Source organism: Streptomyces cinereospinus, from assembly GCF_042430725.1.
Taxonomy (GTDB): domain Bacteria; phylum Actinomycetota; class Actinomycetes; order Streptomycetales; family Streptomycetaceae; genus Streptomyces; species Streptomyces cinereospinus.
In genome coordinates, this window is sequence record NZ_JBHMCY010000002.1 from 146,174 (window position 1) to 172,198 (window position 26,025).

A 26,025-nucleotide genomic window follows, 5' to 3' on the forward strand; every position below is an offset into this window, starting at 1 on the left:
GTCCCGACGCCGGTGAGGCCTGGAACCGGCCAGGCCCGACGCCCGTAGGCCAAGCATCGGTAAAGCCCGCCCACCAGGGCACTTGGTATTTTCTTTACCAAGCGCTTTACCTTTCCTTGGTGATTGGGGTACTGTTTTCCGTACGGAGGGGAGTACTCCCTGACTTTTGCGACGTACCCGTCAATACGGATCGAGCCAGATCCCGGGGCGTCGGCCCGCTCGTGGGTGGAAGAGACCTCCGGCAGCGATGGACGCTGACTGACTGTTCGCCGTTACGTACTGCCGGAGGCGCAGTGGATGTATCCGTGACCCTGTGGGTCCTGACCATCGTGGGACTTGCCGCGCTCATCGCGGTCGACTTCTTCATCGGTCGCAAGCCCCACGACGTATCGATCAAGGAAGCCGGGATCTGGACCGTCGTTTGGATCGTCCTGGCCGGTCTCTTCGGCCTCGGCCTGCTCGTCTTCGGCGGCGGCCAGCCCGCCGGCGAGTTCTTCGCCGGCTTCATCACCGAGAAGTCGCTGAGCGTCGACAACCTCTTCGTCTTCGTCCTGATCATGGCGAAGTTCGCCGTGCCCTCGCAGTACCAGCAGCGAGTGCTCCTCGTCGGAGTCCTCATAGCCCTGGTGCTGCGGGCGATCTTCATTGCCGCGGGCGCCGCGATCATCGCCAGCTTCTCGTGGGTGTTCTACCTCTTCGGCGCCTTCCTGATCTGGACCGCCTGGAAGCTGATCCAGGAGGCCCGGGCCGACGAGGAGGACGAGGAGTACGAGGAGAACAAGCTCCTCAAGGCCGCCGAGCGCCGCTTCGGCGTGGCCGACCGCTACCACGGCACCAAGCTGTGGATCGAGCAGAACGGCAAGCGGGTCATGACCCCGATGCTGGTCGTGATGCTGGCGATCGGCACCACGGACGTCCTGTTCGCGCTGGACTCCATCCCGGCGATCTTCGGTCTCACGCAGGACCCGTACATCGTCTTCACCGCCAACGCCTTCGCGCTGATGGGCCTCAGGCAGCTGTACTTCCTCATCGGCGGCCTGCTGAAGAAGCTGGTCCACCTGTCGTACGGCCTGTCGGTCATCCTCGGCTTCATCGGCGTCAAGCTGGTGCTGCACGCCCTGCACGAGTCGGGGGTCCACGTCCCGGAGATCAGCATCCCGGTCTCGCTCGGCGTGATCTGCACGGTCCTGGTCGTCACCACGATCACCAGCCTGATGGCCTCCCGCAAGCAGGCGGCGGCCGAGGCGGCCCGGGAGCGCGGCGAAGACGCGCCGAAGGACAGCGTCGACGTCTGAGCGACGCGCACGTCGCGACGACCATCACCGGAAGCGGTGCTCGGTGCCTTGCCGAGCACCGCTTCCGTGCTTCGAGTCCGACTGCGACGAGGACGCCATGACGGTGACGCCGTGACGGTGACGCACAGGCGTCTCAGGACCCCACTGACCGCCCGCCGGCCGGAGTGCGAGGCCGGAACCGGTCTGCGAGGATCGCCGCATGATCGCTCGGCTCACGTCGCTCACGCGTGGGTGGACGGCCGCGGTGCCGGTGCTCGCGGTGGTCCTGCTGGTCTTCACCTGGGGCCGTCCTGTGCCGGCCGCGGTCGTCGCGCTGATGACGGTCGTCCTGGCGAGCGCCGTCCTCGCCGCCGTGCACCACGCCGAGGTGGTCGCGCACCGGGTCGGTGAACCCTTCGGCTCCCTCATCCTCGCCGTCGCGGTCACCGTCATCGAGGTCGCCCTGATCGTCAGCCTCATGGCGGACGGCGGCGCCAAGAGTGCCTCCCTGGCCAGGGACACGGTCTTCGCCGCCGTGATGATCACCTGCAACGGCATCGTCGGCCTGAGCCTCCTGGTGGCGTCCCTGCGCCACCGCACGGCCGTCTTCAACCCCGAGGGCACCGGCGCCGCCCTGGCGACGGTCGCCACGCTGGCCACGCTCAGTCTGGTGCTGCCGACCTTCACCACCAGCAAGCCCGGCCCGCAGTTCTCGGGGTTTCAGCTCACCTTCGCCGCGCTGTCCTCGCTGGCCCTCTACGGCCTGTTCGTGGCGACCCAGACCGTCAGACACCGGGACTACTTCCTGCCCATCACCCGGCAGGGCGAGGTGATCGCCGCGGACGACCACGCCACGGTCCCGTCCGCCCGCGCCGCCTGGTCCAGCCTGGGTCTGCTGCTGCTCGCGCTGGTCGGGGTGGTCGGCCTGGCGAAGGGGGTGTCGCCGACGATCGAGTCGGGTGTGGCGGCCGCCGGCCTGGACCACGCCGTGGTCGGTGTGATCATCGCCCTGCTGGTGCTCCTGCCCGAAACCATCGCCGCGCTCCGCTCCGCCCGTCGCGACCGGGTGCAGACCAGCCTCAACCTGGCGCTCGGATCCGCCATGGCCAGCATCGGCCTCACCATCCCCGCGGTCGCCCTGGCGTCCGTCTGGCTGCCCGGGCCCCTCATCCTCGGCCTCGGCTCCACCCACATGGTGCTGCTGGCGCTGACCGTCGTGGTCGCCTCCCTGACGGTGGTGCCGGGCCGGGCCACACCGTTGCAGGGCGGCGTCCACCTGGTGCTGCTGGCGGCGTACCTGGAGCTGGCGATCAATCCGTAGGGGAACGGGAGCGGGCCGGGGACGGACCGTGGCCGGCCGTACCGGACCAGGGCGAGCCCGAGGGCGGGCGGCGGGCCGGCCGGCCGGGCAGCGCGGGCGGCTCAGCCGGCGGCGGCCTCGGCCGCCGCCACCGGCACCCGCACCGGCCGCGTCTCCGGAAGCAGCGCGAAGCAGCCCAGGCTGAGCAGGGCCATGCCGGTCAGATAGGCGCCCACACCCCACGGCACCCGGCCGCCCTGTTCGGCCAGGGCCGTCGCCACGATCGGGGTGAGCGCGCCTCCCAGGACGCCGCCGAGGTTGTAGCCGACCGCCGCACCCGTGCAGCGGACCCGGGGCTCGTACAGCTCCGGCAGGTACGCGGCGATCACCCCGAACATCGTCACGAACGAGACCAGCGCCATCAGGAAGCCGAGGAAGATCAGCAGCGGAGCGCCGGTCGCGAGCAGCGCGACCATCGGGAACATCGACAGGGCGGCCGCCGCGCACCCGGCCAGGCACAGGGGCCGCCGCCCGTAGCGGTCGCCGAGCACCGCGGCCACCGGTGTCAGCGCGCCCTTCGTCACCACCGCGGCCATGACGCAGGTCAGCATGACGGTGCGGCTCACACCGAGCCGTTCGGTGGCGTAGGCGAGCGACCAGGTGGTCACGGCGTAGAAGATCGCGTACCCGACGGAGAGCGCTCCGGCGGTCAGCAGGACCAGCCGCCAGTGGTCGCGCACGACCTCGGCGAGCGGCACGCGCGCGTGGTCGTCGATGCCGAGGAAGCTGGGGCTCTCGGTGAGCGAGGACCGCAGCCACAGTCCCACCAGGGCCAGTACCCCGGCCGCCCAGAAGGGCACCCGCCAGCCCCACGCGGCGAACTGGGCTTCGGTCAGCGTCGCCGACAGCGTCAGCACCGCCCCGTTGGCGAGGACGAAGCCCACCGAGGGGCCCACTTGGGGGAAGCTGGACCACAGGCCACGCCGGTCGGCCGGGGCGTGCTCCGCGGTGAGCAGCACGGCCCCGCCCCACTCACCGCCGAGCCCGAGCCCTTGCAGGAACCGCAGGACGAGCAACAGTACGGGGGCGGCGACCCCGATCGAGTCGAACGTGGGGACGCAGCCGACGGCGACGGTCGACGCACCGGTGAGGAGCAGCGAGCCGACGAGGACCGGCCGCCGCCCGTGCCGGTCCCCGATGTGCCCGAACAGCACGGAGCCCAGCGGCCGTGCCACGAAGCCCACGCCGAACGTGGCGAAGGCGGCCAGTGTGCCCGCCAGCGGCGAGAAGGTGGGGAAGAACAGCGGCCCCAGGACCAGCGCCGCCGCGGTCCCGTAGACGAAGAAGTCGTAGAACTCGATGGCGGTTCCGGCGAGTGAGGCGGCCGCGAGCCGCAGCATGGAAGGCGCCCTTACGGTGCGTACGTCGTGCATGCCGCGTCAACTACCCACGGTGACCGCCGGTTACGGGGGCGCGCGGAGGTGAGCCAGTGCCTCGGCAGGTGGCGGTGATGCGCCGGGCGGGACGACGCGGGGGCGCCGTGATAGACCGGGTCCGAGCAGCGGTCCTCGCGGACCGCCCGACCTCGACCGGACCGGAGGAACCGTGCCTCGCACCCTGGCCAACGCCCCGATCATGATCCTCAACGGGCCCAACCTGAACCTTCTCGGGCAACGCCAGCCGGAGATCTACGGCTCCGACACCCTCGCCGACGTGGAGGCCCTGTGCGCCAAGGCGGCGGCCGCGCACGGCGGCACGGTCGACTTCCGGCAGTCCAACCACGAGGGCGAGTTGGTCGACTGGATCCACGAGGCGCGGCTCGACCACTGCGGCATCGTCATCAACCCCGGTGCCTACTCGCACACGTCCGTCGCGATCCTCGACGCGCTCAACACCTGTGACGGCATGCCGGTGCTGGAGGTCCACATCTCCAACATCCACCGGCGCGAATCGTTCCGGCACCACTCGTACGTCTCGCTGCGCGCGGACGGGGTCGTCGCGGGGTGCGGCGTGCAGGGGTACGTGTTCGCGGTGGAACGTGTCGCGGCGCTGGCCGGGGCGGCGCAGGCCGACGCCTGAGGCCGCCCGGACCGGCCCGGTGCCCGGGCCGCCGGCCGAGGGGCGGGGATCGGGGGAGCGGCGGCCCGTTACCGCGCTGGTGCCGTCGTTCCGCGCGGGGCTGACTCCGGTGAACTGCGCCCCCACGCACGCGGGGAGTGCGCGCGGGGCACCGGCACGCGCGGAGGATTCACACGGGGGCGCGTCTCGCGATACGCGCCCCCGTGAGCCCCCGCACCCCCGACGCACCGCCCGGAACTCACCACCCGCGCGCGTGCCACTCCGGCAGATGCGGCCGCTCCGCGCCGAGCGAGGTGTCGTTGCCGTGCCCCGGGTAGACCCACGTCTCGTCCGGGAGCACGAAGATCTTCGTCTCGACGTCGTGGATCAGGCTGGCGAACGCCTCCGGATCCTTGCGGGTGTTGCCCACGCCGCCCGGGAAGAGGCAGTCGCCCGTGAACACGTGCGGGTGCCCGTGCGGGTCGTCGTAGACCAGGGCGATCGAGCCCGGCGTGTGCCCGACCAGACGGCGCGCGGTGAGTTCCACGTGCCCCACCCGGATGGTGTCCCCGTCGTCGACCGGCACGTCGGTCGGCACGGGGATGCCGGGGGCGTCGTCGCGGCCCGCGTAGGTACGCGCGCCGGTGGCCTCGACCACCGCGGCGAGCGCCTGCCAGTGGTCGCCGTGCTGGTGGGTGGTGACGACGGACGCGATGCCGTCGTCCCCGATCATGCCGAGCAGCGTCTCCGCGTCGTTGGCCGCGTCGATCAGCAACTGCTCGTCGGTGGCCCGGCAGCGCAGCAGATAGGCGTTGTTGTCCATCGGGCCCACCGCGATCTTGGTGATCATCAGGTCCTTGAGCTCGTGCACGTCCGCCGGGCCGCCGACCGTCACCTGTCCGCTGTACGTCATGACGGCCAGTCTAGGGCGGCCGGGGCAGGGCGGGCAGGGCGTCGGCGCCGCTACAGCGGGGGCAGGGAGGGCAGCGGCCCGCCCTCGGCGGTCAGCCCGGAGCCGTCCCGGCGCCCGGAGAGCCAGCCCAGCAGGCCGGCCGGGGAGCCGGTGACGGTGATCTCGGGCTCGCCCGCCGTCCGGCCGGTGCGCCACGCGCGCGTGCCGTCCGTGAGGCGGGTGTGCGGGACGTCGGGGTGGCCGGTGAACCGGTCGGCGAGGAACTCGGTCTCCCGCTCCGTGAACTCCGCCGGCAGGTCCTCCAGCTCGTGGCCGACACCGAGGTCCACGTGGTGCAGCTCCACCTCGGCCCAGCGCCGGAACGGCACCCGGCACGCGGCGTCGGTCACGCCGTTGCGCAGTTCCACCGTGCGCGACCAGTCGGCGGGCGCGGCCGCCACCTCCTGGAATCGGGCGGCGCTCTCCCGGACGTCCGCGAGCTGGGCGTCGAGGGGGCGCGGAGCGTCCCGCTCGATGTCGGCGTCGCGGGCGTCGGCCGAGACGTACATGGGGCGGCCCTGCAGGACGTTCACCAGGGCGTCCGCGTTGCGGGCGAGATGGGCCAGGACATGACCGCGGGTCCAGCCGGGCAGCCGTGACGGTTCGGTCACGTCGGCGTTGTCCAGCTCGGCCGCTGCGGCGAGCAGCCGTTCGGTCGCGTCCCGTACAGACGCCAGGTCACGCGCGTGATCGGTCATGGTGCCGACCCTAGCTCCGCCACTCGTTCGGGTGAAGCCGGCGCACCTTGGCCTGTAATCGAATGCACGTGCTATAAGGTCGACGCTGGCGTCGGGCATGCTGGAGAGCCGGGGATTGTTATGCATCCGGGAATCCGACCGGCGTTGTCAGTGGCTCCCCCTAGTCTGAGAACGCACGGGGGCCCCGCCCCTGTCACTTCTCTCAAGAAAGGTGCGGACCGGCGTGGCCGACCGTCTCATCGTCCGTGGCGCGCGCGAGCACAACCTCAAGAACGTCTCGCTCGACCTGCCGCGTGACTCGCTCATCGTCTTCACGGGCCTCTCCGGGTCGGGCAAGTCCTCCCTGGCCTTCGACACCATCTTCGCCGAGGGACAGCGGCGCTACGTGGAGTCGCTCTCCTCGTACGCCCGTCAGTTCCTGGGGCAGATGGACAAGCCGGACGTCGACTTCATCGAGGGCCTGTCCCCGGCGGTCTCCATCGACCAGAAGTCGACCTCGCGCAACCCGCGCTCGACGGTCGGCACCATCACCGAGGTCTACGACTACCTGCGGCTGCTCTTCGCGCGCATCGGCAAGCCGCACTGTCCCGAGTGCGGCCGGCCGATCTCGCGGCAGTCGCCGCAGGCCATCGTCGACAGGGTCCTGGAGCTCCCCGAGGGTAGCCGCTTCCAGGTGCTGTCCCCCCTGGTGCGGGAGCGCAAGGGGGAGTTCGTCGACCTCTTCGCCGATCTGCAGACCAAGGGGTACAGCCGCGCGCGGGTGGACGGCGAGACCGTCCAGCTCTCCCACCCGCCCACCCTGAAGAAGCAGGAGAAGCACACCATCGAGGTGGTCGTCGACCGCCTCACGGTGAAGGGCTCGGCCAAGCGCCGCCTCACCGACTCCGTGGAGACCGCCCTCGGCCTGTCCGGCGGCATGGTCGTGCTCGATTTCGTCGACCTCCCCGAGGACGACCCCGAGCGCGAGCGCATGTACTCGGAGCACCTGTACTGCCCGTACGACGACCTGTCCTTCGAGGAGCTGGAGCCACGCTCCTTCTCCTTCAACTCGCCCTTCGGCGCCTGCCCCGAGTGCACCGGCATCGGCACCCGCATGGAGGTCGACCCGGAGCTGATCGTCCCGGACCAGGACAGGAGTCTCGACGACGGCGCGATCCACCCCTGGTCGCACGGGCACACCAAGGACTACTTCAGCCGCCTGATCGGCGCCCTCGCGGACGCGCTGGGCTTCCGGACCGACATCCCCTTCGCGGGACTGCCGCAGCGCGCCAAGAAGGCCCTGCTGCACGGGCACAAGACGCAGATCGAGGTCCGCTACCGCAACCGGTACGGCCGCGAGCGCGTGTACACCACGCCCTTCGAGGGCGCCGTGCCGTTCGTCAAGCGCCGGCACAGCGAGGCCGAGAGCGACGCCAGCCGCGAGCGCTTCGAGGGCTACATGCGCGAGGTGCCCTGCCCCACCTGTGAGGGCACGCGCCTGAAGCCGATCGTCCTCGCGGTCACGATCATGGAGAAGTCGATCGCCGAGGTCTCCGCGATGTCGATCAGCGACTGCGCGGAGTTCCTGGGCGAGCTGAAGCTCAGCGCGCGCGACAAGAAGATCGCCGAGCGGGTGCTGAAGGAGGTCAACGAGCGGCTGCGGTTCCTGGTCGACGTCGGCCTGGACTACCTCTCGCTGAACCGCGCGGCCGGCACCCTGTCCGGCGGCGAGGCCCAGCGCATCCGCCTGGCCACCCAGATCGGCTCCGGCCTGGTCGGCGTCCTGTACGTGCTGGACGAGCCGTCCATCGGCCTGCACCAGCGGGACAACCACCGGCTGATCGAGACCCTGGTCCGGCTCCGCGACATGGGCAACACGCTCATCGTCGTCGAGCACGACGAGGACACCATCAAGGTCGCCGACTGGGTCGTCGACATCGGTCCCGGCGCGGGTGAGCACGGCGGCAAGGTCGTGCACAGCGGCTCCCTGAAGGAACTGCTCGCCAACGAGGAGTCGCAGACCGGGCAGTACCTTGCCGGGAAGAAGTCGATCCCCCTGCCGGACGTCCGGCGGCCCCGTGACCCGTCCCGGCAGCTGACCGTGCACGGCGCCCGGGAGAACAACCTCCAGGACATCGACGTGTCCTTCCCGCTGGGCGTGTTCACGGCGGTCACGGGCGTGTCCGGCTCGGGCAAGTCGACGCTGGTCAACGACATCCTGTACACGCACCTGGCCCGTGAGCTGAACGGCGCGCGGAACGTTCCGGGGCGGCACACGCGCGTGGACGGCGACGACCTCGTCGACAAGGTCGTCCACGTCGACCAGTCGCCCATCGGCCGCACCCCGCGGTCGAACCCGGCGACGTACACCGGTGTCTTCGACCACATCCGCAAGCTGTTCGCCGAGACCACCGAGGCGAAGGTCCGCGGCTACCTGCCCGGGCGTTTCTCCTTCAACGTCAAGGGCGGCCGCTGCGAGAACTGCGCGGGCGACGGCACGATCAAGATCGAGATGAACTTCCTCCCGGACGTGTACGTCCCGTGCGAGGTCTGCCACGGTGCCCGCTACAACCGGGAGACCCTCGAGGTCCACTACAAGGGCAAGTCCATCGCCGAGGTCCTGAACATGCCGATCGAGGAGGCGCTCGACTTCTTCGAGGCCGTCCCCGCGATCGCCCGTCACCTCGGGACGCTGCATGACGTGGGTCTCGGCTACGTCCGCCTCGGCCAGTCGGCGACCACCCTGTCCGGTGGTGAGGCCCAGCGCGTCAAGCTCGCCAGCGAGCTGCAGAAGCGCTCCACCGGACGGACGGTCTACGTCCTGGACGAGCCGACCACCGGTCTGCACTTCGAGGACATCAGCAAGCTCCTGAAGGTCCTGTCCGGCCTGGTCGACAAGGGCAACACGGTCATCGTCATCGAGCACAACCTCGACGTGATCAAGACCGCCGACTGGCTGGTCGACATGGGTCCCGAGGGCGGCGCCGGAGGCGGCCTCGTCGTCGCCGAGGGCACGCCCGAGGAGGTCGCCGGGGTGCCGAGCAGCCACACCGGCAAGTTCCTGCGGGAGATCCTCGGCGCCGACCGGATCAGCGACGCCGCCGCGATGCCGGCGCCGCGCAAGGCCGCGGCCAGGAAGACCGCGGCGGCCAGGACGACGGCGAAGACGGTCAACAGCACGTCGGCGAAGAACGCGGCGGTGGTGACCAAGAAGGCCGCTGTCACGAAGAAGCCGACGCGGGCCCGCAAGGCCTGAGCACAGCACGCCGACAGGGGCGGTGCCCGGCGGGAACGCCCGCCGGGCACCGCCCCTGTCGGCCGCCGGTCCGCTCCTACAGCTCACCCAGTTCCGACGCGTACGGGGGTTCCGCCCCCGCCCGTGAGCAGGTGACCGCCGCCGCGCGGGCCGCGAACCGCAGCAGCCGCCGCCAGGCGTCGGCGTCGAGGCCGGACAGCGCCTCGCGGGACAGGGCGTCGAAGGCGGACAGGCCGTGCAGCAGGGCCGCGTTCACCGTGTCGCCGGCGCCGATGGTGTCCGCCACCTCCACCCGCTCGCCCGGTACGGAGTGCTCCTCGCCGTCCCGGGTGAAGACGGTCAGCCCGTCGCCGCCCCGGGTGATCACCACCGCCGAGGGCCCGGCCGCCAGCCAGGCCCGGGGCGTGCCGCCCAGCCACCGCGCGTCCTCCTCGGACAGCTTGAGCAGCGTCACCGAGGGGAGCCAGCCGAGGAACCGGGACCGGTAGGCGTCCGCGTCGGGGATCAGCCCGGCCCGGACGTTGGGGTCCAGCGCGGTGAACACGCCCTGGGCGGCCGCGGTGCGCATCAGCTGCTCGTAGGCGCTCGCCCCCGGCTCCAGGACCAGGGAACAGGTGCCGAAGGACACCGCGCGAGCGGCGGCGGGGAGCCGGTCGGGTGCCGCGAAGAGCCGGTCGGCGGTGCCGTCGACGTAGAAGGAGTACGCGGCCGAGCCGTTCCCGTCGATCGTCGCGACCGCGAGGGTGGTCGGCTCCGGGCCGCGCTGCACGGCCGAGACGTCGACGCCGGCGGTTCGCAGCCCGTCGAGCAGCGCCTCGCCGAAGGCGTCGCGGGAGGCGCGGGACCAGAAGGCCGTGGGGGAGCCGAGCCGGCCCAGGGCCACGGCCGTGTTGTACGGGCCGCCCCCGAGGGCGGGCCGGAGTCCGGCCAGGGCGCCCGGGCCCTGCGGTACCAGGTCGATCAGGGCCTCACCGGCGACGACGATCACGAGTCGGGTCCTTTCTCGGGGCAGCCGCAGGACGTGCGGTGGACGAAGGTGCAGGGGAGCCGCACGGTCCGGGCGGGCCGGTCCGGTGCGGCGAGGCGTTCCAGCAGGACCCGTACGGCCTGGGCGCCGAGGTCCTTGCTGGGCTGGGCGACCGCGGTGAGCCGGGGGGTGAACAGGTCCGCCCAGGCGAAGTCGTCGAAGCAGCACAGCGCGATGTCGCCCGGCACGGACAGGTCCCGTTCACGCAGCGCGCGCAGGGCGCCGATGGTCATGGCGTTGTTGGCGGTGACCAGGGCCGTGGGCGGGGCCGCGAGGGAGAGCAGGGCGGCCGTGGCCTGCGCGCCGCCGGCCGCCGCCGAGTCGCCGTGCACGACCAGCCGCTCGTCGTGGGGGAGCCCGGCGGCGGCCAGGCCGTGCCGGTACCCGGTGATCCGCTCGGCGGTCGTGCTCAGCCCGCGGCGTCCCGCGACCAGCCCGATACGGCGGTGGCCCAGTTCGGCGAGGTGGGTCACCAGTCTCGCCACCATCTCCGCGCTCTCCGCGCAGACCTGGTCGAAACGGGGCACGCCGTTCGCCGGACCGTCGACCACGCGGTCCAGGAGCACGGCCGGCACCTTGTGGCGGTGCAGGTAGGAGACCAGCTCGCGGGGGTGCGGCGACGGGGCGACGATCAGCCCGTCCACGCGCCGCTCGTGCAGCAGCTGGACGACCTTGCGCTCGTGCCGCGGGTCGTCGTGCGGGTCGGCGATGAGCAGGCTGTAGCCCTGCTCCAGCGCGGTCGCCTCGACTCCCTGGAGGATCTCCGTGAAGTACGGGTTGCTGATCGCCGACACCGCCAGGCCCAGGGAACGGGTACGGGAGGTCACCAGGGAGCGGGCCAGGGTGTTCGGGGTGTAGCCGAGCTCGTCGATGGCGTCGAGGACGGCCTGGCGGGTGTGGGGGAGCACCGGGCGGGTGCCGTTCAGCACGTGGGAGACGGTCGCCACGGACACCCCGGCGCGCCGCGCCACGTCCGCCATCGTCGCCACGGGATCCCCTCTCCACTACACGTCTGGCGGGGACCGTACCTCATTCGAAGCGGGACGTAAACGTTTACGCAAGCGCTTACGTGCCCCTCGGTGCACGAGGTCCACGTACCTCGGCGCGCACGAGTGGTCACGTCTCCTGATGCGTACGAGCGTTCACGCGCCCCCGGCGCGCTCAAGTGTTCGAGTGGCCGGGCCCGCGCATGCGCCCTGCGCACCCACCGAGGCCGGGCCTCGCGGAGGGCCGGCCCCGCTCACCCGCCACCCCATTCCCATCCGATCCCCACGATCCCCGTCCGCACCCGGGGCTCCACCACGTGCACCGAGTGATGCGTCCTGGTCAGCGGCAGGTCCCGGTGGCCGGTGCGCGGGGCCGCCGTGGAGGGCTGGGCGAACCGGTGGCAGCGCGCCGGCAGGGCGGTCTCGTCGAACCGCACCTGCAGCGCGTACTGGCCGCCGGCCGGCCCGAAGCCCCGGACGTACTCGCGCGACTCGCCCGCGGTGCCGTCCTGGACGCCGTAGCGGAAGAGGAACGTGTCGCCGGCCCGCAACCGGGTGCCGAAGAGCAGCTCCGCGACCAGGACCCCCGTCTCGTGGTGGCGGCGGACGCGCCCGGTGCGGCAGTTCTCCAGGGCGTGCACGGCCACGCGGTCCGGGGCGCACCCGGGGTCGCCGTGGTGGACGGCCACGAAGCGGTCGACGCCGTCGCGCCGGGCCCGCACGATGTGATGGGACTCGCACGCCAGCAGCTCGCGGCCCGCACCGATCCGCACCCGCTCGTGGTGCCCCAGCATGTGCAGGCCGCCGTCGAGCGGGGCGTCGAGCTCGGCGAGCAGCCGGTGCAGGACGCCCGAGGCCTCGACCAGGGACCGGTAGGAGCGGCCCTGGGGGCGGCGCGCGGACGCGCGGTCGTCGGCCGGCTCGGCGAGCAGCCGGATCAGGGACTCCTGCGGGAGCCGGAGGATCTCCTCCAGGGCGCGGACGGCGCGCAGCGACTCGGGGCGCTGGGGGCGGCGGGCGCCCTGCTGCCAGTAACTCAGACTCGTGACGCCCACTTTCACGCCGTGCCGCGTCAGATGGTGCTGCACCCGCTGCAACGGCAGTCCGCGCGCGGCTATCGCGGCGCGCAGCGCGACGTGGAAGGGGCCGCCGCGCAGTGCCGTGTCGAGCCCGGCGCCCAGCTCGGCGCCCGCATCGGTGTCCGGTCCTGATGGCGCATCGGTGCCCGGCTCGGCGCTCGACCCGGGGGGCGGTCCTGATCGCGCATCGATGCCCCGTCCGGACCGCGGATCGGTCTCCGGTCCGGTGCCCGGTCCGGACCGCGCATCGATGTCCGGTCCGGCGCCCGGCCCGGGACGCGGGCCCGTGTCCGGCCCGGCGCCCGCCCCAGAACCCAGCCCGGCACCCGCCCCGGTGCCGGGCCCCGAGTCCAGCTCACCGTCCAGTGCCCGGTCCAGTGCGCTGTCGAGTCCGGAGTCCAGGCGGGCGTCCAGTTCCGTGTGCGGTTCCGCCGGGACGACGTCCGCGTGCGGTGTGGCGTGCGGCATGCGGGAGCCTTTCTGTGCTGGATCGCAACGGCTGGTCGGTCCGTTCGCGCGGCTCGTCCGGGTCACCCGGGCGGCGTCGGGCCGTCTGCGCACCCGTACACCGCCGTGCACGGCCCCGAGTTCTCCCGCATTGAAGCGTGTTGACCATGCCTCGACAACACCTGACGCCAACCGTGGCGCGCTCGTGGCCGAGGTTCGACCGGTGCGCCGCGGGTGACCGTCCACAGGCCCGCCCGGCGGTGCGGTGGGCGTTGTCCACAGGCCCGCCGGAGTGTCACCGCTCGCCAGTAGGGTGTGAGACATGGCCGATCCCTCCAGCTACCGCCCCAGGCCGGGAGACATCCCGGACTGCCCCGGGGTGTACCGGTTCCGCGACGAGCACCGTCGGGTGATCTACGTCGGAAAGGCGAAGAGCCTGCGCCAGCGGCTGGCCAACTACTTCCAGGAGCTGGCCGGCCTGCACCCGCGCACCCGCAGCATGGTCACCACGGCCGCGTCCGTGGAGTGGACGGTGGTGTCCACGGAGGTCGAGGCGCTCCAGCTGGAATACTCCTGGATCAAGGAGTACGACCCCCGGTTCAACGTCAAGTACCGCGACGACAAGAGCTACCCCTACCTCGCGGTGACGATGAGCGAGCAGTACCCCCGCGTGCAGGTGATGCGCGGTCACAAGAAGAAGGGCGTGCGCTACTTCGGGCCGTACGCGCACGCGTGGGCCATCCGCGACACCGTCGACCTGCTGCTGCGCGTCTTCCCCGTGCGCACCTGCTCGGCCGGGGTGTTCAAGAACGCCCGCCGCACCGGCCGCCCCTGTCTGCTCGGCTACATCGGCAAGTGCGCCGCGCCCTGCGTGGGCCGGATCTCCGAGGAGGACCACCGGGACCTGGCGGAGGAGTTCTGCGACTTCATGACGGGCCGCACGGGCACCTACCTGCGCCGCCTGGAGCAGCGGATGGCACAGGCGGCCGAGGAGCTGGAGTACGAGCGGGCGGCCCGGCTGCGCGACGACATCGGCGCCCTGAGGAAGGCCATGGAGAAGAACGCGGTCGTGCTCGCGGACGCGACCGACGCGGACCTCGTCGCGGTGGCCGAGGACGAGCTGGAAGCGGCCGTGCAGATCTTCCACGTCCGTGGCGGCCGCGTCCGCGGCCAGCGCGGCTGGGTCACCGACAAGGTCGAGGAGATCACCACCGGAGCCCTGGTGGAGCACGCCCTCCAGCAGCTGTACGGGGAGGAGAGCGGCGACGCGGTCCCCAAGGAGGTCCTGGTCCCGGCGCTGCCCGACCCCGTGGAGCCGGTGCAGGAGTGGCTGGCGGTGCGCCGGGGGTCGAACGTCTCGCTGCGCGTCCCGCAGCGCGGCGACAAGAGGGCCCTGATGGAGACGGTGCAGCGCAACGCCCTCCAGGCGCTCGCGCTGCACAAGACCAAGCGCGCCTCCGACCTGACCACGCGCTCGCGCGCGCTGGAGGAGATCGCCGAGGCCCTGGACCTGGACAGCGCCCCGCTGCGGATCGAGTGCTACGACATCTCGCACTTCCAGGGCGACGACGTGGTGGCGTCCATGGTCGTCTTCGAGGACGGGTTGCAGCGCAAGGGCGAGTACCGCCGCTTCCAGATCAGGGGCTTCCGGGGGCAGGACGACGTCCGCTCCATGCACGAGGTGATCACCCGCCGGTTCCGGCGCTATCTCGCCGAGAAGGAGAAGACGGGGGAGTGGGCCGACGGCGCGCCGGAGCTGTCCGACGGCGGCACCGACGGGGACGCGAGCAACCTCACCGGCTCCCTCACCGAGGACGACGGTCGACCCAGGCGCTTCGCCTACCCGCCGCAGCTGGTCGTGGTCGACGGCGGGCAGCCGCAGGTCGCCGCCGCCCGCCGGGCCCTGGACGAGCTCGGCATCGACGACATCGCCGTGTGCGGTCTCGCCAAGCGCCTGGAGGAGGTCTGGCTGCCCGGCGAGGACGACCCGATCGTCCTGCCCCGCACCAGCGAGGGCCTCTACCTGCTGCAACGCGTCCGCGACGAGGCGCACCGGTTCGCCATCGCCTACCAGCGCGCCAAGCGCTCGCAGCGGATCCGCTCCAGCCCCCTGGACGACGTCGCCGGGCTCGGCGAGACCCGCAAACAGGCACTGATCAAGCACTTCGGGTCGGTGAAGAAGCTGCGGTCCGCGACCATCGACCAGATCTGCGAGGTCCCGGGCATAGGCCGCAAGACGGCCGAGACGATCGCCGTGGCGCTCGCCCGGACGGCCCCGGCCGCACCCGCCGTGAACACGGCGACGGGAGAGATCATGGATGACGTGGAAGACGGGGAATCCGGGACGACCACCGGTACCCCAGGGGAGCCCGTGCCCACGGGCGCCCCGGACGAGTGACGGGGGCAGGAGAGATGACCGAGCACGAGCAGCAGTTCACAGTCCGGCGAGATCAGGAACCCGAGGAAGCCCACCAGGTGACCGACGAGGATCGCACCCGGCAGCACGCGCCTCAGGACGACGGAGCACAGGTGAGTACGGGCATCGAAGCAGGCGGGGTCCCCGAAGCGGCCATCCCCGAACTGGTGATCATCTCGGGCATGTCCGGAGCCGGACGCTCGACGGCCGCGAAGTGTCTGGAGGACCTCGGCTGGTTCGTGGTCGACAACCTCCCGCCCGCGCTGATCCCCACCATGGTGGAGCTCGGTGCCCGCTCGCAGGGCAACGTGGCGCGGATCGCGGTCGTCGTCGACGTCCGCGGCCGGCGCTTCTTCGACAACCTGCGCGAGTCGCTCGCCGACCTGGACGCGCGGGGGGTGACCCGGCGGACCCTCTTCCTGGAATCCTCCGACGAGGCCCTGGTGCGCCGCTTCGAGTCGGTGCGCCGCCCGCACCCCCTCCAGGGCGACGGCCGGATCGTCGACGGCATCGCCGCCGAGCGGCAGCTGCTGCGCGAGCTGCGCGGCGACGCCGACCTGGTGATCGACACCTCCAGCCTCAACGTGCACGAGCTGCGGGCCAAGATGGACGCCCGGTTCGCGGGGGAGGAGGAGCCGGAGCTGCGGGCCACCGTCATGTCCTTCGGCTACAAGTACGGCCTGCCGGTCGACGCCGACCTCGTGGTGGACTGCCGCTTCCTGCCCAACCCGCACTGGGTCCCGGAGCTGCGCCCGTTCACCGGCCTGAACGAGGAGGTGTCGGGCTACGTCCTCAACCAGCCCGGAGCGAAGGAGTTCCTCGACCGGTACGCCGAGCTGCTCCAGCTCATCGCGGCCGGCTACCGGCGCGAGGGCAAGCGCTATGTGACCATCGCGGTCGGCTGCACCGGCGGCAAGCACCGCTCGGTCGCGATGTCGGAGAAGCTCGCCGCACGCCTGGCGGCCGAGGGCGTGGAGACGGTGGTCGTGCACCGGGACATGGGACGCGAATGACGGGACGTACGTTGCGGCTGAGCCGGCTGCGCAAGGTCACCCCCGAGGGGCGTGGCGGCCGGCTCGCCGAGCCCCGGGGCGGCCGGCCGCGCCGCCGGGGCACCCAGCCCAAGGTGGTCGCCCTCGGCGGTGGCATGGGGCTGTCCGCCTCGCTCGCCGCGCTGCGCCGGATCACCGGTGACCTCACCGCCGTCGTCACCGTGGCCGACGACGGCGGCTCCAGCGGCCGGCTCCGCGACGAGCTGGGCGTGCTGCCGCCCGGCGACCTGCGCAAGGCGCTGGCCGCGCTGTGCGGCGACGACGACTGGGGCCAGACCTGGGCCCGGGTCATCCAGCACCGCTTCAAGTCCGGCGGCGAGATGCACGGCCACGCGGTCGGCAACCTGCTGATCGTCGCCCTGTGGGAGCAGCTGGGCGACCACGTCCTGGCCCTGGACCTGGTCGGCAAGCTGCTCGGCGCGCACGGGCGCGTGCTGCCCATGTCCGCCGTGCCGCTGGAGCTCCAGGCGCTGGTCAGGGGCCACGACCGGGAGCGTCCCGACGACATCGACACCGTCCGCGGGCAGGCGACCGTCGCCCTCACCCCCGGCGACGTGCAGTCCGTGCACCTGGTGCCGCACGACCCGCCCGCCGTCCCCGAGGCCGTCGAGGCGGTCCTGGACGCGGACTGGGTGGTGCTCGGCCCGGGTTCCTGGTTCTCCTCGGTCATCCCGCACCTGCTGGTGCCGGAGCTGCTGGACGCCCTCACCGCCACCAAGGCGCGCCGGGTACTCTCGCTGAACCTCGCCCCGCAGCCCGGAGAAACCGAGGGCTTCTCCCCGCAGCGTCATTTGGAGGTTTTGGGACGACACGCCCCTAAACTCGCCCTGGACGTGGTGCTGGCCGACGAGGCCGCCGTGCCCGACCGCGACTCACTGTCCGACGCCGCCGAGCGTTTCGGGGCCGCGGTCGAGCTGGCGCCGGTGGCCCGGACGGACGGAACTCCGCGGCACGACCCGGAGCTGCTGGCCGCCGCGTACGACCGTATTTTTCGGATGCATGGAAGGATCGGCCCATGGCGATGACGGCAGCGGTGAAGGACGAGATCTCCCGGCTCCCCGTCACCCGGACCTGCTGCAGGAAGGCGGAGGTCTCCGCCATCCTGCGGTTCGCCGGCGGCCTCCACCTGGTCAGCGGGCGCATCGTGATCGAGGCGGAGCTGGACACCGCGATGGCGGCGCGGCGGCTGAAGCGGGACATCCTGGAGATCTTCGGACACGGCTCCGAACTGATCGTGATGGCACCGGGCGGCCTGCGGCGCGGTTCGCGCTACGTCGTCCGGGTCGTCGCCGGGGGCGATCAGCTGGCCCGGCAGACCGGCCTGGTCGACGGCCGGGGCCGCCCGATCCGGGGCCTGCCCCCGCAGGTGGTCTCGGGGGCCACCTGCGACGCGGAGGCCGCCTGGCGCGGTGCCTTCCTGGCGCACGGTTCGCTCACCGAACCCGGCCGCAGTTCCTCCCTGGAGGTGACCTGCCCGGGTCCCGAGGCCGCGCTCGCGCTGGTCGGCGCCGCCCGCCGGCTGTCGATCGCCGCCAAGGCCCGCGAGGTGCGGGGCGTGGACCGGGTCGTCGTCCGCGACGGCGACGCGATCGGCGCGCTGCTCACCCGGCTCGGCGCCCACGAGTCCGTGCTGGCCTGGGAGGAGCGCCGGATGCGCCGCGAGGTGCGGGCCACCGCCAACCGGCTCGCCAACTTCGACGACGCCAACCTGCGCCGGTCCGCGCGCGCCGCGGTCGCCGCGGGGGCCCGGGTCGCCCGTGCGCTGGAGATCCTCGGTGACGACGTCCCCGAGCACCTCGCCGCGGCCGGCCGGCTGCGGATGGAGCACAAGCAGGCCTCGCTGGAGGAGCTCGGCGCGCTGGCCGACCCGCCGCTGACGAAGGACGCCGTCGCGGGACGCATCCGCCGGCTGCTGGCGATGGCCGACAAGCGCGCGTCGGACCTGGGCATCCCGGGCACCGAGGCGAACCTCGGCGAGGAACTGGCGGACAACCTCGCCGGCTGACGCCCGGCCGGCCGGACCGGTGCCGACACCCGTTCACCGAGGACCGGCACCGGCGTCACGCGCACGTCGCCCCGCGCCCCCGTGACGCCGGCACCCAAGTCCCTTGACACGCTCTTGACTTGACCATGGCCTGTCATGAGCCTGGCATCCATTCGCCGCTGTGGCGAACCACCGCAAGGGGGGCTCATGAGACCAAGAGCGAGATCGATCCTCGCCGCCGGCGCGCTCCTGCTGGGCGGCCTCACCCTGGCACCCTTGGCCCAGGCCGACGAGCGGGCGCCCGGACCCGACGCGGACGAGGTCAAGGTCTTCCGGGCCGACGTCACCCGGCAGCAGGTACCGCTGCTGCTCGCCACCGGACAGGACAGCCACGAACTCGGTGAGCAGATCCCCGACCGGGGCACCGCCACCGTCGAGGTCTACCTCACCGGCAAGCAGGCCGAGAAGCTGGAGAAGCAGGGCGTCGACCTCCGGGAGCACACGCTCTCGGCGACGGCACGCGCGCGCGTGGCGGCCGCGGGCGACGGCGTCTTCCGGCCGTACAGCGGTCAGGGCAACCTCAAGGAGGAGATCCTGCGGACCGGGCAGGAGCACCCCTCCCTGACCAAGGTCGTCTCCATCGGCAGGACCCTCCAGGGCCAGGACATCCTCGCCCTGAAGCTCACCAAGGACGCCCGGAGGACCGAGGACGGCGCCAAGCCCTCCGTCCTCTACCTGTCCAACCAGCACGCGCGCGAGTGGATCACCCCGGAGATGACCCGGCGGCTGATGCACCACTACCTGGACCACTACGCCACCGACCGGCGCGTCAAGAAGATCGTCGACACCACCGAGCTGTGGTTCGTCCTGTCGGCCAACCCCGACGGCTACGACTGGACGCACCACCCCGACGGCGACCGCCAGTGGCGCAAGAACATGCGCGACAACAACGGCGACGGCGCCCACACCATCGGCGACGGCGTCGACCTCAACCGCAACTTCGCCTACAAGTGGGGCTACGACGACGAGGGTTCGTCCCCCTACCCCACCAGCCAGACCTATCGCGGCCCCGGCCCGAACTCCGAGCCCGAGACCCAGGCCCTGGACGCCTTCGAACGGCGCATCGGCTTCGAGTACGGCATCAACTACCACTCCGCCGCCGAACTGCTGCTGTACGGCGTCGGCTGGCAGGTCGCCACCCCGACCCCGGACGACGTCCTGTACGAGTCCCTCGCCGGCACGCCGGAGAACCCCGCGATCCCCGGCTACCTCCCGCAGCTGTCCTCGGAGCTCTACACCACCAACGGCGAGGCGGACGGCCACGCGGCGAACGTCCACGGCACGGCGATGTTCACCCCGGAGATGTCCACCTGCCAGTCCGCCTCCCACGCCGACCCGGACGACGCCTGGAACCCGGCCGACTGCGAGTCGATCTTCACTTTCCCGGACGACGAGAAGCTGATCCAGCGGGAGTTCACGAAGAACGTGCCGTTCGCGCTGTCCGTCGCGGAGTCCGCCGCCCGGCCCGACCGGCCCAGGTCCTCGGTCGGCGTCGACGCCCCCGACTTCACCCCGGCGCCGTTCACGGCCTCGTACGCGCGCGGCGCCGACCAGGAGGTCTCCGTCGTCGTCCGCAGGTCCGTGCGCGACAAGGAGCTCAGGTACCGCGTCAACGGCGGCCGGACGCACGACGTGCGGCTGCGGCCCTGGGCGGGCGGCGAGACCTACGGCGGTGAGGACAACCTCTACTTCGACGAGTACCGGGCGAAGGTCGCCGACGGCGCCCCCGGGGACCGGGTCGAGGTCTGGTTCACCGGCGAGACGAGGTCGGGCCGGCGGACCGAGAGCGAGCACTTCACCTACACGGTCGCCGAACGGCCGCGCGCCGACGTGCTCGTCGTCGCCGAGGAGGGCGCGTCCACCACCCAGGCACAGACCTACGTGGACGCCCTGAGGGCCAACGGCGAGCGGGCGGCGGTCTGGGACGTCGCCACCCAGGGCGTGCCGCACGCGCTCGGCGTGCTGGGGCACTTCGGCACGGTCGTCCACCACACCGGCGCCGTCCGTCCCGGCGTCGCCACCCAGCTCGCCCTGCGCGCCTACCTCAACGAGGGCGGCCGGCTGGTCCAGGCGGGCGAGACGGCCGGCGGCTCGGTCGACCTCGGCGGGGGCACCCTGTCGAACGACTTCAGCCAGTACTACCTGGGCGCCCACACCCGCACCTCCCTGCCCGGCGCCACCGGCTTCACCGGCACCGGTGCCCTGGCCGGCACCGCGGCCCCGCTCGGTGACGCGCCCGGCAACCCGCTGAACACCGCCGGATCCTTCGGCGTCACCTCCGACACCCTGCCCGTGGAGACGTTCCCGCAGTTCGCGAGCACGGGCGCGGGCCGCTACCCGGGGACGGCCAACCCGTACGGCCCGTACGAGGGGGCGGCCATGGCGGCCGTCACGCACTCCGACTACGCCTGGGCCCGCCTGACCCGGACCATCGACCTCACCTCGGTGAGCGCCGCCGACGCGCCGACCCTGCGCACCCGGCTGCTGTGGGACACCGAGGCGGGCTACGACCACGCCGTGCTGGAGGCGCACACGGCGGGGGCCGACGACTGGACCACGCTCCCGGAGAAGGGCGGCGCCACCGGCACCGCCGTACCCGCCGAGTGCGAGGCGGGCTACTTCCTCCAGGCGCACCCGGCGCTGAAGCGGTACCTGACCCTCGGCGACGGCGGCTGCGCGCCCACCGGGACCAGCGGCGCCTGGAACAGCTTCACCGGCGCCTCGGACGGCTGGCAGCAGGTCGAGTTCGACCTCTCCGCGTACGCCGGGAAGACGGTCGAGGTCGCGCTCGGCTACCTCACCGACCCCGGCTCCGGCGGCCACGGTGTCCTCGCCGACAACGCCACCGTCGTCGTCGGCGGCACGGCGGGCCCGGTCGACGGCTTCGAGACCTCGCTCGGCGCCTGGACCACCCCCGGCCCGCCCGCGGGCAGCCCCGCGGTGGTCGAGGACTGGGCACTGTCCGGCGAGTTGTTCCGGACGTACGCGGCGGTCGCCACGGACGACACGGTGCTGCTCGGCTTCGGGCTGGAGCACGTCCCCGCGGCGGCCGACCGCAGGGACCTGATCGGCGCGGCGCTCACCGCCCTCGACGGGTGAACACCACGTCCACGGACGTCCCCGGTCCGTAGCTCTTTCGAGTGACCGGAGGGCACGGCCCGGGCGGTCCGTACCTCTACTGGCTGGTACGGACCGCCCTGCCGTGTACGAGGCGTCTCGATGTCACTTGGAGAGCCCCGGGGAGGTAGGGTCGTAGGCGGTCGGGGACATCCCAATAGAGCTCGCCGGCATCAACGGCCGGCGTACCAACGAGGAGATCGGTTCGTGACGATCCGCGTAGGCATCAACGGCTTCGGCCGCATCGGTCGTAATTACTTCCGCGCGCTGCTGGAGCAGGGTGCAGACATCGAGATCGTGGCTGTCAATGACCTGGGTGACACCGCGACCACCGCTCACCTGCTGAAGTACGACACCATTCTGGGCCGCCTCAAGCAGGAGGTCACGCACACCGCCGACACGATCACCGTGGACGGCCACACCATCAAGGTGCTCTCCGAGCGCAACCCCGCCGACATCCCGTGGGGCGAGCTGGGCGTCGACATCGTCATCGAGTCCACCGGCATCTTCACCAAGAAGGAAGACGCCGCCAAGCACCTCGCCGGCGGCGCCAAGAAGGTCCTCATCTCGGCTCCGGCCAAGGACGAGGACATCACCATCGTGATGGGCGTCAACCAGGACAAGTACGAGCCGGCGAACCACCACGTCATCTCCAACGCCTCCTGCACCACCAACTGCGTGGCGCCGATGGCCAAGGTCCTCGACGAGAACTTCGGCATCGTCAAGGGTCTGATGACGACGGTGCACGCGTACACGAACGACCAGCGCATCCTGGACTTCCCGCACAAGGACCTGCGCCGCGCCCGTGCCGCCGCCGAGAACATCATCCCGACCACCACCGGTGCCGCCAAGGCCACCGCCCTGGTCCTGCCGCAGCTCAAGGGCAAGCTGGACGGCATGGCCATGCGCGTCCCGGTGCCGACCGGCTCGGTCACCGACCTGGTCGTCGAGCTCGGCCGCGAGGTCACCAAGGAAGAGGTCAACGCCGCCTTCCAGAAGGCCGCCGAGGGCGAGCTGAAGGGTCTGCTCGACTACACGGAGGACCCGATCGTCTCCTCCGACATCGTCAACGCCCCGGCGTCCTGCACCTTCGACTCCTCCCTGACCATGGTCCAGGAGGGCAAGAACGTGAAGGTCATCGGCTGGTACGACAACGAGTGGGGCTACTCGAACCGCCTCGTCGACCTCACGGTCTTCGTCGGCAACCAGCTCTGAGCAACGTCCGCAGGCACCTCGGTGTGAGGGCAGGGCTCGGGCAGCGCACGCCGCGCTGCCCGAGCCCTGACTCACGTACAGATCGACCAGCCCTCTCGTATCGAGAGCCCTTCCCAGGAGCCCCTTCATGAAGACGATCGCCGAGCTTCTCTCGGCCGGCGTGGCCGGCAAGCGGGTCTTTGTCCGCGCCGACCTCAACGTGCCGCTGGACGGCACCACCATCACCGACGACGGCCGTATCCGCGCCGTGGTGCCCACCGTCAAGGCGCTGGCCGAGGCGGGCGCCCGGGTGGTCGTCGCCTCGCACCTGGGCCGCCCCAAGGGCGCCCCGGACCCCGCGTTCTCGCTCGCCCCGGCCGCCGCCCGGCTCGGCGAACTCCTCGGTGCCGAGGTCGCGTTCGCCACCGACACGGTCGGCGACTCCGCGCAGGCCACCGTCGGCGGCCTCGCCGACGGCCGGGTCGCGGTCATCGAGAACCTGCGCTTCAACGCCGGTGAGACCAGCAAGGACGACGCCGAGCGCGCCGCCTTCGCCGACCGGCTCGCCGCCCTCGCCGACGTCTACGTCGGCGACGGCTTCGGCGCCGTGCACCGCAAGCACGCCTCCGTCTACGACCTCCCGGCCCGGCTGCCGCACTACGCCGGCCACCTCATCGCCACCGAGGTCGGCGTGCTGAAGAAGCTCAGCGAGGACGTGCAGCGCCCGTACGTCGTCGCGCTCGGCGGCGCCAAGGTCTCCGACAAGCTCGCCGTGATCGACCAGCTGCTCGGCAAGGCCGACCGCCTGCTCATCGGTGGCGGCATGGCCTACACCTTCCTGAAGGCCAAGGGCTACGAGGTCGGCATCTCCCTGCTCCAGGAGGACCAGATCCCGGCCGTCACCGAGTACCTGGAGCGCGCCGAGAAGAACGGCGTCGAGCTGGTGCTGCCGGTCGACGTCCTGGTCGCCACCGAGTTCCCGGACCTGAAGACCAAGGCGCCGGCCAACCCCACGACCGTCGCCGCGGACACCATCCCCGCCGACCAGGAGGGTCTGGACATCGGTCCCGAGACCCGCAAGCTGTACGCCTCGAAACTCGCCGACGCCGCCACCGTCTTCTGGAACGGCCCCATGGGAGTCTTCGAGCACCCCGACTACGCCGAGGGCACCAAGGCGGTCGCCCAGGCCCTCGTCGACGCCCCGGGCTTCACCGTGGTCGGCGGCGGCGACTCCGCCGCCGCCGTGCGCACCCTGGGCTTCGACGAGACCGCATTCGGCCACATCTCGACCGGTGGCGGCGCCTCCCTCGAATACCTCGAGGGCAAGACGCTCCCCGGCCTCGCCGCACTGGAGGACTGACGTTGAGTACGCGCACGCCGCTGATGGCGGGCAACTGGAAGATGAACCTCAACCACCTCGAGGCCATCGCCCACGTCCAGAAGCTCGCCTTCGCCCTGGCCGACAAGGACTACGAGGCCGTCGAGGTCGCCGTCCTGCCGCCCTTCACCGACCTGCGCTCCGTGCAGACCCTGGTCGACGGCGACAAGCTGAAGATCAAGTACGGCGCCCAGGACCTCTCGGCGCACGACTCCGGCGCGTACACCGGTGAGATCTCCGGCGCCATGCTGGCCAAGCTCAAGTGCACCTACGTGGCCGTCGGCCACAGCGAGCGCCGGCAGTACCACGGCGAGACCGACGAGCAGGTGAACACCAAGGTCAAGGCCGCGTTCAAGCACGACCTGACCCCGATCCTGTGCGTCGGTGAGGAGCTGGCGGTCCGCGAGGCGGGCAACCACGTCACCCACACCCTCGCCCAGGTCGAGGGCGGCCTGCGGGACGTCCCGGCCGAGCAGGCCGAGACCGTCGTGATCGCCTACGAGCCGGTGTGGGCCATCGGCACCGGCAAGGTCTGCGGCGCCGAGGACGCCCAGGAGGTCTGCGCCGCCGTCCGCGGCAAGATCGCCGAGCTGTACTCCCAGGAGGTGGCCGACAAGGTCCGCATCCAGTACGGCGGCTCCGTGAAGTCCGGCAACGTCGCCGAGATCATGGCGCAGGCCGACATCGACGGCGCGCTGGTCGGCGGCGCCTCGCTGGACGCGGACGAGTTCGTCAAGATCGTGCGATTCCGCGACCAGTGAGCCGACCGGTGAGCCGGTCGGGGCTTCGGCCGGCGAGTCGGCCGGTGAGTATGCGGTAGCAGCGATCCGTCGTACTCTTGCGGGGGCACAGCCTGAGTGCTGTGCCCCCGTCGTTCATCCGTTTCCGAGGAAGTTGGTCCAGCCGTGGTTTTGGGGTTCTCGATCGCCCTGATCGTCTTCAGCCTGCTGCTGATGCTGCTGGTGCTGATGCACAAGGGAAAGGGCGGCGGCCTCTCCGACATGTTCGGTGGCGGCATGCAGTCGTCCGTCGGCGGCTCCTCCGTCGCCGAGCGCAACCTGGACCGGATCACCGTCGTGGTCGGTCTGCTGTGGTTCGCGTGCATCGTCGTGCTGGGCATCCTCATGAAGATCAGCGACTGAGCTGCCCACGCGTTTCGCACGTAACGCCCCATGTCCGGTGCGCGCGGCTGAGCGCGGCCTATCATGGGGCTTGCGTCTCTGTGTGCGGGCTGTAACTCCAATCACTGGACGCGCGTTGGGCCTTACGTAGACTGAGGCGCTTGCAGCGAAGCGGTACGCCGACTCGCTTCGCGGCACCATCACGCAGGGAGTTACGACCGTGGCAAGTGGCAACGCGATCCGAGGAAGCCGGGTCGGGGCGGGGCCGATGGGCGAGGCCGAGCGCGGCGAGTCCGCGCCGCGGCTGCGCATCTCCTTCTGGTGCTCCAACGGGCACGAGACCCAGCCGAGCTTCGCCAGCGACGCGCAGGTTCCCGACACCTGGGACTGCCCGCGCTGCGGCTTCCCGGCCGGACAGGACCCGGACAACCCGCCGGCCCCGCCGCGCACCGAGCCCTACAAGACGCATCTGGCGTACGTGCGGGAGCGGCGCAGCGACGCGGACGGCGAGGCGATCCTCGCCGAGGCGCTCGCCAAACTGCGGGGCGAGATCTAGGAGTTGCACCCGGCCGGGCACCGAGCGGTGCCCGGCCGGAGCCGCTCGGGGCGCGACGCTGATACCGCCGGCCTGATCAACTAGGTTGGGC

General features: G+C 71.7%; 20 protein-coding genes. 14 read left to right on the forward strand and 6 right to left on the reverse strand.

What is annotated here, in order from left to right:
* Positions 1 to 293 precede the first annotated feature (293 nt).
* Both ACFF45_RS01710 and ACFF45_RS01715 read left to right on the forward strand, forming a co-directional pair.
* Positions 294 to 1,295 (forward strand): TerC/Alx family metal homeostasis membrane protein, encoded by a 1,002-nt coding sequence (locus tag ACFF45_RS01710; RefSeq protein WP_381340870.1) that lies wholly within the window; start codon positions 294 to 296, stop codon positions 1,293 to 1,295.
* A 199-nt stretch (positions 1,296 to 1,494) separates the two neighbouring features.
* Positions 1,495 to 2,595, forward strand: coding sequence for a calcium:cation antiporter (locus ACFF45_RS01715; RefSeq protein WP_381340873.1), 1,101 nt, complete (start codon positions 1,495 to 1,497; stop codon positions 2,593 to 2,595).
* A 101-nt stretch (positions 2,596 to 2,696) separates the two neighbouring features.
* On the opposite strand, the gene ACFF45_RS01720 is transcribed toward ACFF45_RS01715, so the two are convergent.
* Positions 2,697 to 3,974: an MFS transporter gene (locus ACFF45_RS01720; protein ID WP_381340876.1), complete on the reverse strand. Its 1,278-nt coding sequence runs from the start codon at positions 3,972 to 3,974 to the stop codon at positions 2,697 to 2,699.
* Positions 3,975 to 4,179: 205 nt separating this feature from the next.
* Here ACFF45_RS01720 and aroQ point away from each other — a divergent pair, with 205 nt between their 5' ends.
* The gene (gene aroQ / locus ACFF45_RS01725) at positions 4,180 to 4,653 is read left to right on the forward strand and encodes a type II 3-dehydroquinate dehydratase (protein ID WP_381340879.1); all 474 of its coding nucleotides are present in this window, start codon (positions 4,180 to 4,182) and stop codon (positions 4,651 to 4,653) included.
* A gap of 238 nt (positions 4,654 to 4,891) precedes the next feature.
* Here aroQ and ACFF45_RS01730 read toward each other — a convergent pair whose 3' ends face one another.
* Both ACFF45_RS01730 and ACFF45_RS01735 read right to left on the reverse strand, forming a co-directional pair.
* Entirely contained in the window at positions 4,892 to 5,545 is a 654-nt protein-coding gene (locus ACFF45_RS01730) for an MBL fold metallo-hydrolase (RefSeq protein WP_381340881.1), read from the reverse strand.
* A gap of 50 nt (positions 5,546 to 5,595) precedes the next feature.
* Entirely contained in the window at positions 5,596 to 6,282 is a 687-nt protein-coding gene (locus ACFF45_RS01735; RefSeq protein ID WP_381340884.1) for a maleylpyruvate isomerase family mycothiol-dependent enzyme, read from the reverse strand.
* 223 nt (positions 6,283 to 6,505) lie between these two features.
* On the opposite strand from ACFF45_RS01735, the gene uvrA reads away from it, so the two are divergent.
* The gene (gene uvrA, locus ACFF45_RS01740) at positions 6,506 to 9,517 is read left to right on the forward strand and encodes an excinuclease ABC subunit UvrA (RefSeq protein WP_381340887.1); all 3,012 of its coding nucleotides are present in this window, start codon (positions 6,506 to 6,508) and stop codon (positions 9,515 to 9,517) included.
* 76 nt (positions 9,518 to 9,593) lie between these two features.
* Here uvrA and ACFF45_RS01745 read toward each other — a convergent pair whose 3' ends face one another.
* The 3 genes from ACFF45_RS01745 to ACFF45_RS01755 all read right to left on the reverse strand — a co-directional run bounded on the left by ACFF45_RS01745 (position 9,594) and on the right by ACFF45_RS01755 (position 12,711).
* Entirely contained in the window at positions 9,594 to 10,505 is a 912-nt protein-coding gene (locus tag ACFF45_RS01745; RefSeq protein ID WP_381340889.1) for a carbohydrate kinase family protein, read from the reverse strand.
* Positions 10,502 to 11,533, reverse strand: a complete 1,032-nt coding sequence (locus ACFF45_RS01750) for a LacI family DNA-binding transcriptional regulator (RefSeq protein WP_381340891.1) — start codon at positions 11,531 to 11,533, stop codon at positions 10,502 to 10,504. The genes ACFF45_RS01745 and ACFF45_RS01750 overlap by 4 nt, the downstream gene beginning before the upstream one ends.
* A 251-nt stretch (positions 11,534 to 11,784) precedes the next feature.
* The gene (locus tag ACFF45_RS01755; RefSeq protein ID WP_381340947.1) at positions 11,785 to 12,711 is read right to left on the reverse strand and encodes a hypothetical protein; all 927 of its coding nucleotides are present in this window, start codon (positions 12,709 to 12,711) and stop codon (positions 11,785 to 11,787) included.
* 667 nt (positions 12,712 to 13,378) lie between these two features.
* Between ACFF45_RS01755 and uvrC the strand changes: the two genes are divergently transcribed.
* The 10 genes from uvrC (at position 13,379) to ACFF45_RS01805 (ending at position 25,934) form a co-directional block, all read left to right on the forward strand.
* Positions 13,379 to 15,454, forward strand: coding sequence for an excinuclease ABC subunit UvrC (gene uvrC, locus ACFF45_RS01760; protein ID WP_381340894.1), 2,076 nt, complete (start codon positions 13,379 to 13,381; stop codon positions 15,452 to 15,454).
* 14 nt (positions 15,455 to 15,468) lie between these two features.
* Positions 15,469 to 16,485, forward strand: coding sequence for an RNase adapter RapZ (gene rapZ, locus ACFF45_RS01765; protein WP_381340896.1), 1,017 nt, complete (start codon positions 15,469 to 15,471; stop codon positions 16,483 to 16,485).
* The gene (locus ACFF45_RS01770) at positions 16,482 to 17,549 is read left to right on the forward strand and encodes a gluconeogenesis factor YvcK family protein (protein WP_381340899.1); all 1,068 of its coding nucleotides are present in this window, start codon (positions 16,482 to 16,484) and stop codon (positions 17,547 to 17,549) included. The genes rapZ and ACFF45_RS01770 overlap by 4 nt, the downstream gene beginning before the upstream one ends.
* Positions 17,540 to 18,529 (forward strand): DNA-binding protein WhiA, encoded by a 990-nt coding sequence (gene whiA / locus ACFF45_RS01775; protein WP_381340902.1) that lies wholly within the window; start codon positions 17,540 to 17,542, stop codon positions 18,527 to 18,529. The genes ACFF45_RS01770 and whiA overlap by 10 nt, the downstream gene beginning before the upstream one ends.
* A 186-nt stretch (positions 18,530 to 18,715) precedes the next feature.
* On the forward strand, positions 18,716 to 21,667 hold the full coding sequence (locus tag ACFF45_RS01780) for a M14 family metallopeptidase (protein ID WP_381340905.1): 2,952 nt from the start codon (positions 18,716 to 18,718) through the stop codon (positions 21,665 to 21,667).
* A 225-nt stretch (positions 21,668 to 21,892) separates the two neighbouring features.
* Positions 21,893 to 22,900 carry a type I glyceraldehyde-3-phosphate dehydrogenase gene (gap, locus tag ACFF45_RS01785; RefSeq protein WP_381340907.1) on the forward strand — a complete coding sequence of 336 codons (1,008 nt, stop codon included), beginning with the start codon at positions 21,893 to 21,895 and terminating at the stop codon, positions 22,898 to 22,900.
* A 127-nt stretch (positions 22,901 to 23,027) separates the two neighbouring features.
* Positions 23,028 to 24,239: a phosphoglycerate kinase gene (locus ACFF45_RS01790; protein ID WP_381340910.1), complete on the forward strand. Its 1,212-nt coding sequence runs from the start codon at positions 23,028 to 23,030 to the stop codon at positions 24,237 to 24,239.
* 2 nt (positions 24,240 to 24,241) lie between these two features.
* Positions 24,242 to 25,018: a triose-phosphate isomerase gene (gene tpiA / locus ACFF45_RS01795; protein WP_381340912.1), complete on the forward strand. Its 777-nt coding sequence runs from the start codon at positions 24,242 to 24,244 to the stop codon at positions 25,016 to 25,018.
* Positions 25,019 to 25,168: 150 nt separating this feature from the next.
* A complete protein-coding gene (gene secG / locus ACFF45_RS01800) occupies positions 25,169 to 25,399 on the forward strand; it encodes a preprotein translocase subunit SecG (protein ID WP_381340949.1) in 231 nt (76 codons plus the stop codon).
* Positions 25,400 to 25,598: 199 nt separating this feature from the next.
* A complete protein-coding gene (locus ACFF45_RS01805; protein ID WP_381340915.1) occupies positions 25,599 to 25,934 on the forward strand; it encodes an RNA polymerase-binding protein RbpA in 336 nt (111 codons plus the stop codon).
* Positions 25,935 to 26,025 lie beyond the last annotated feature (91 nt).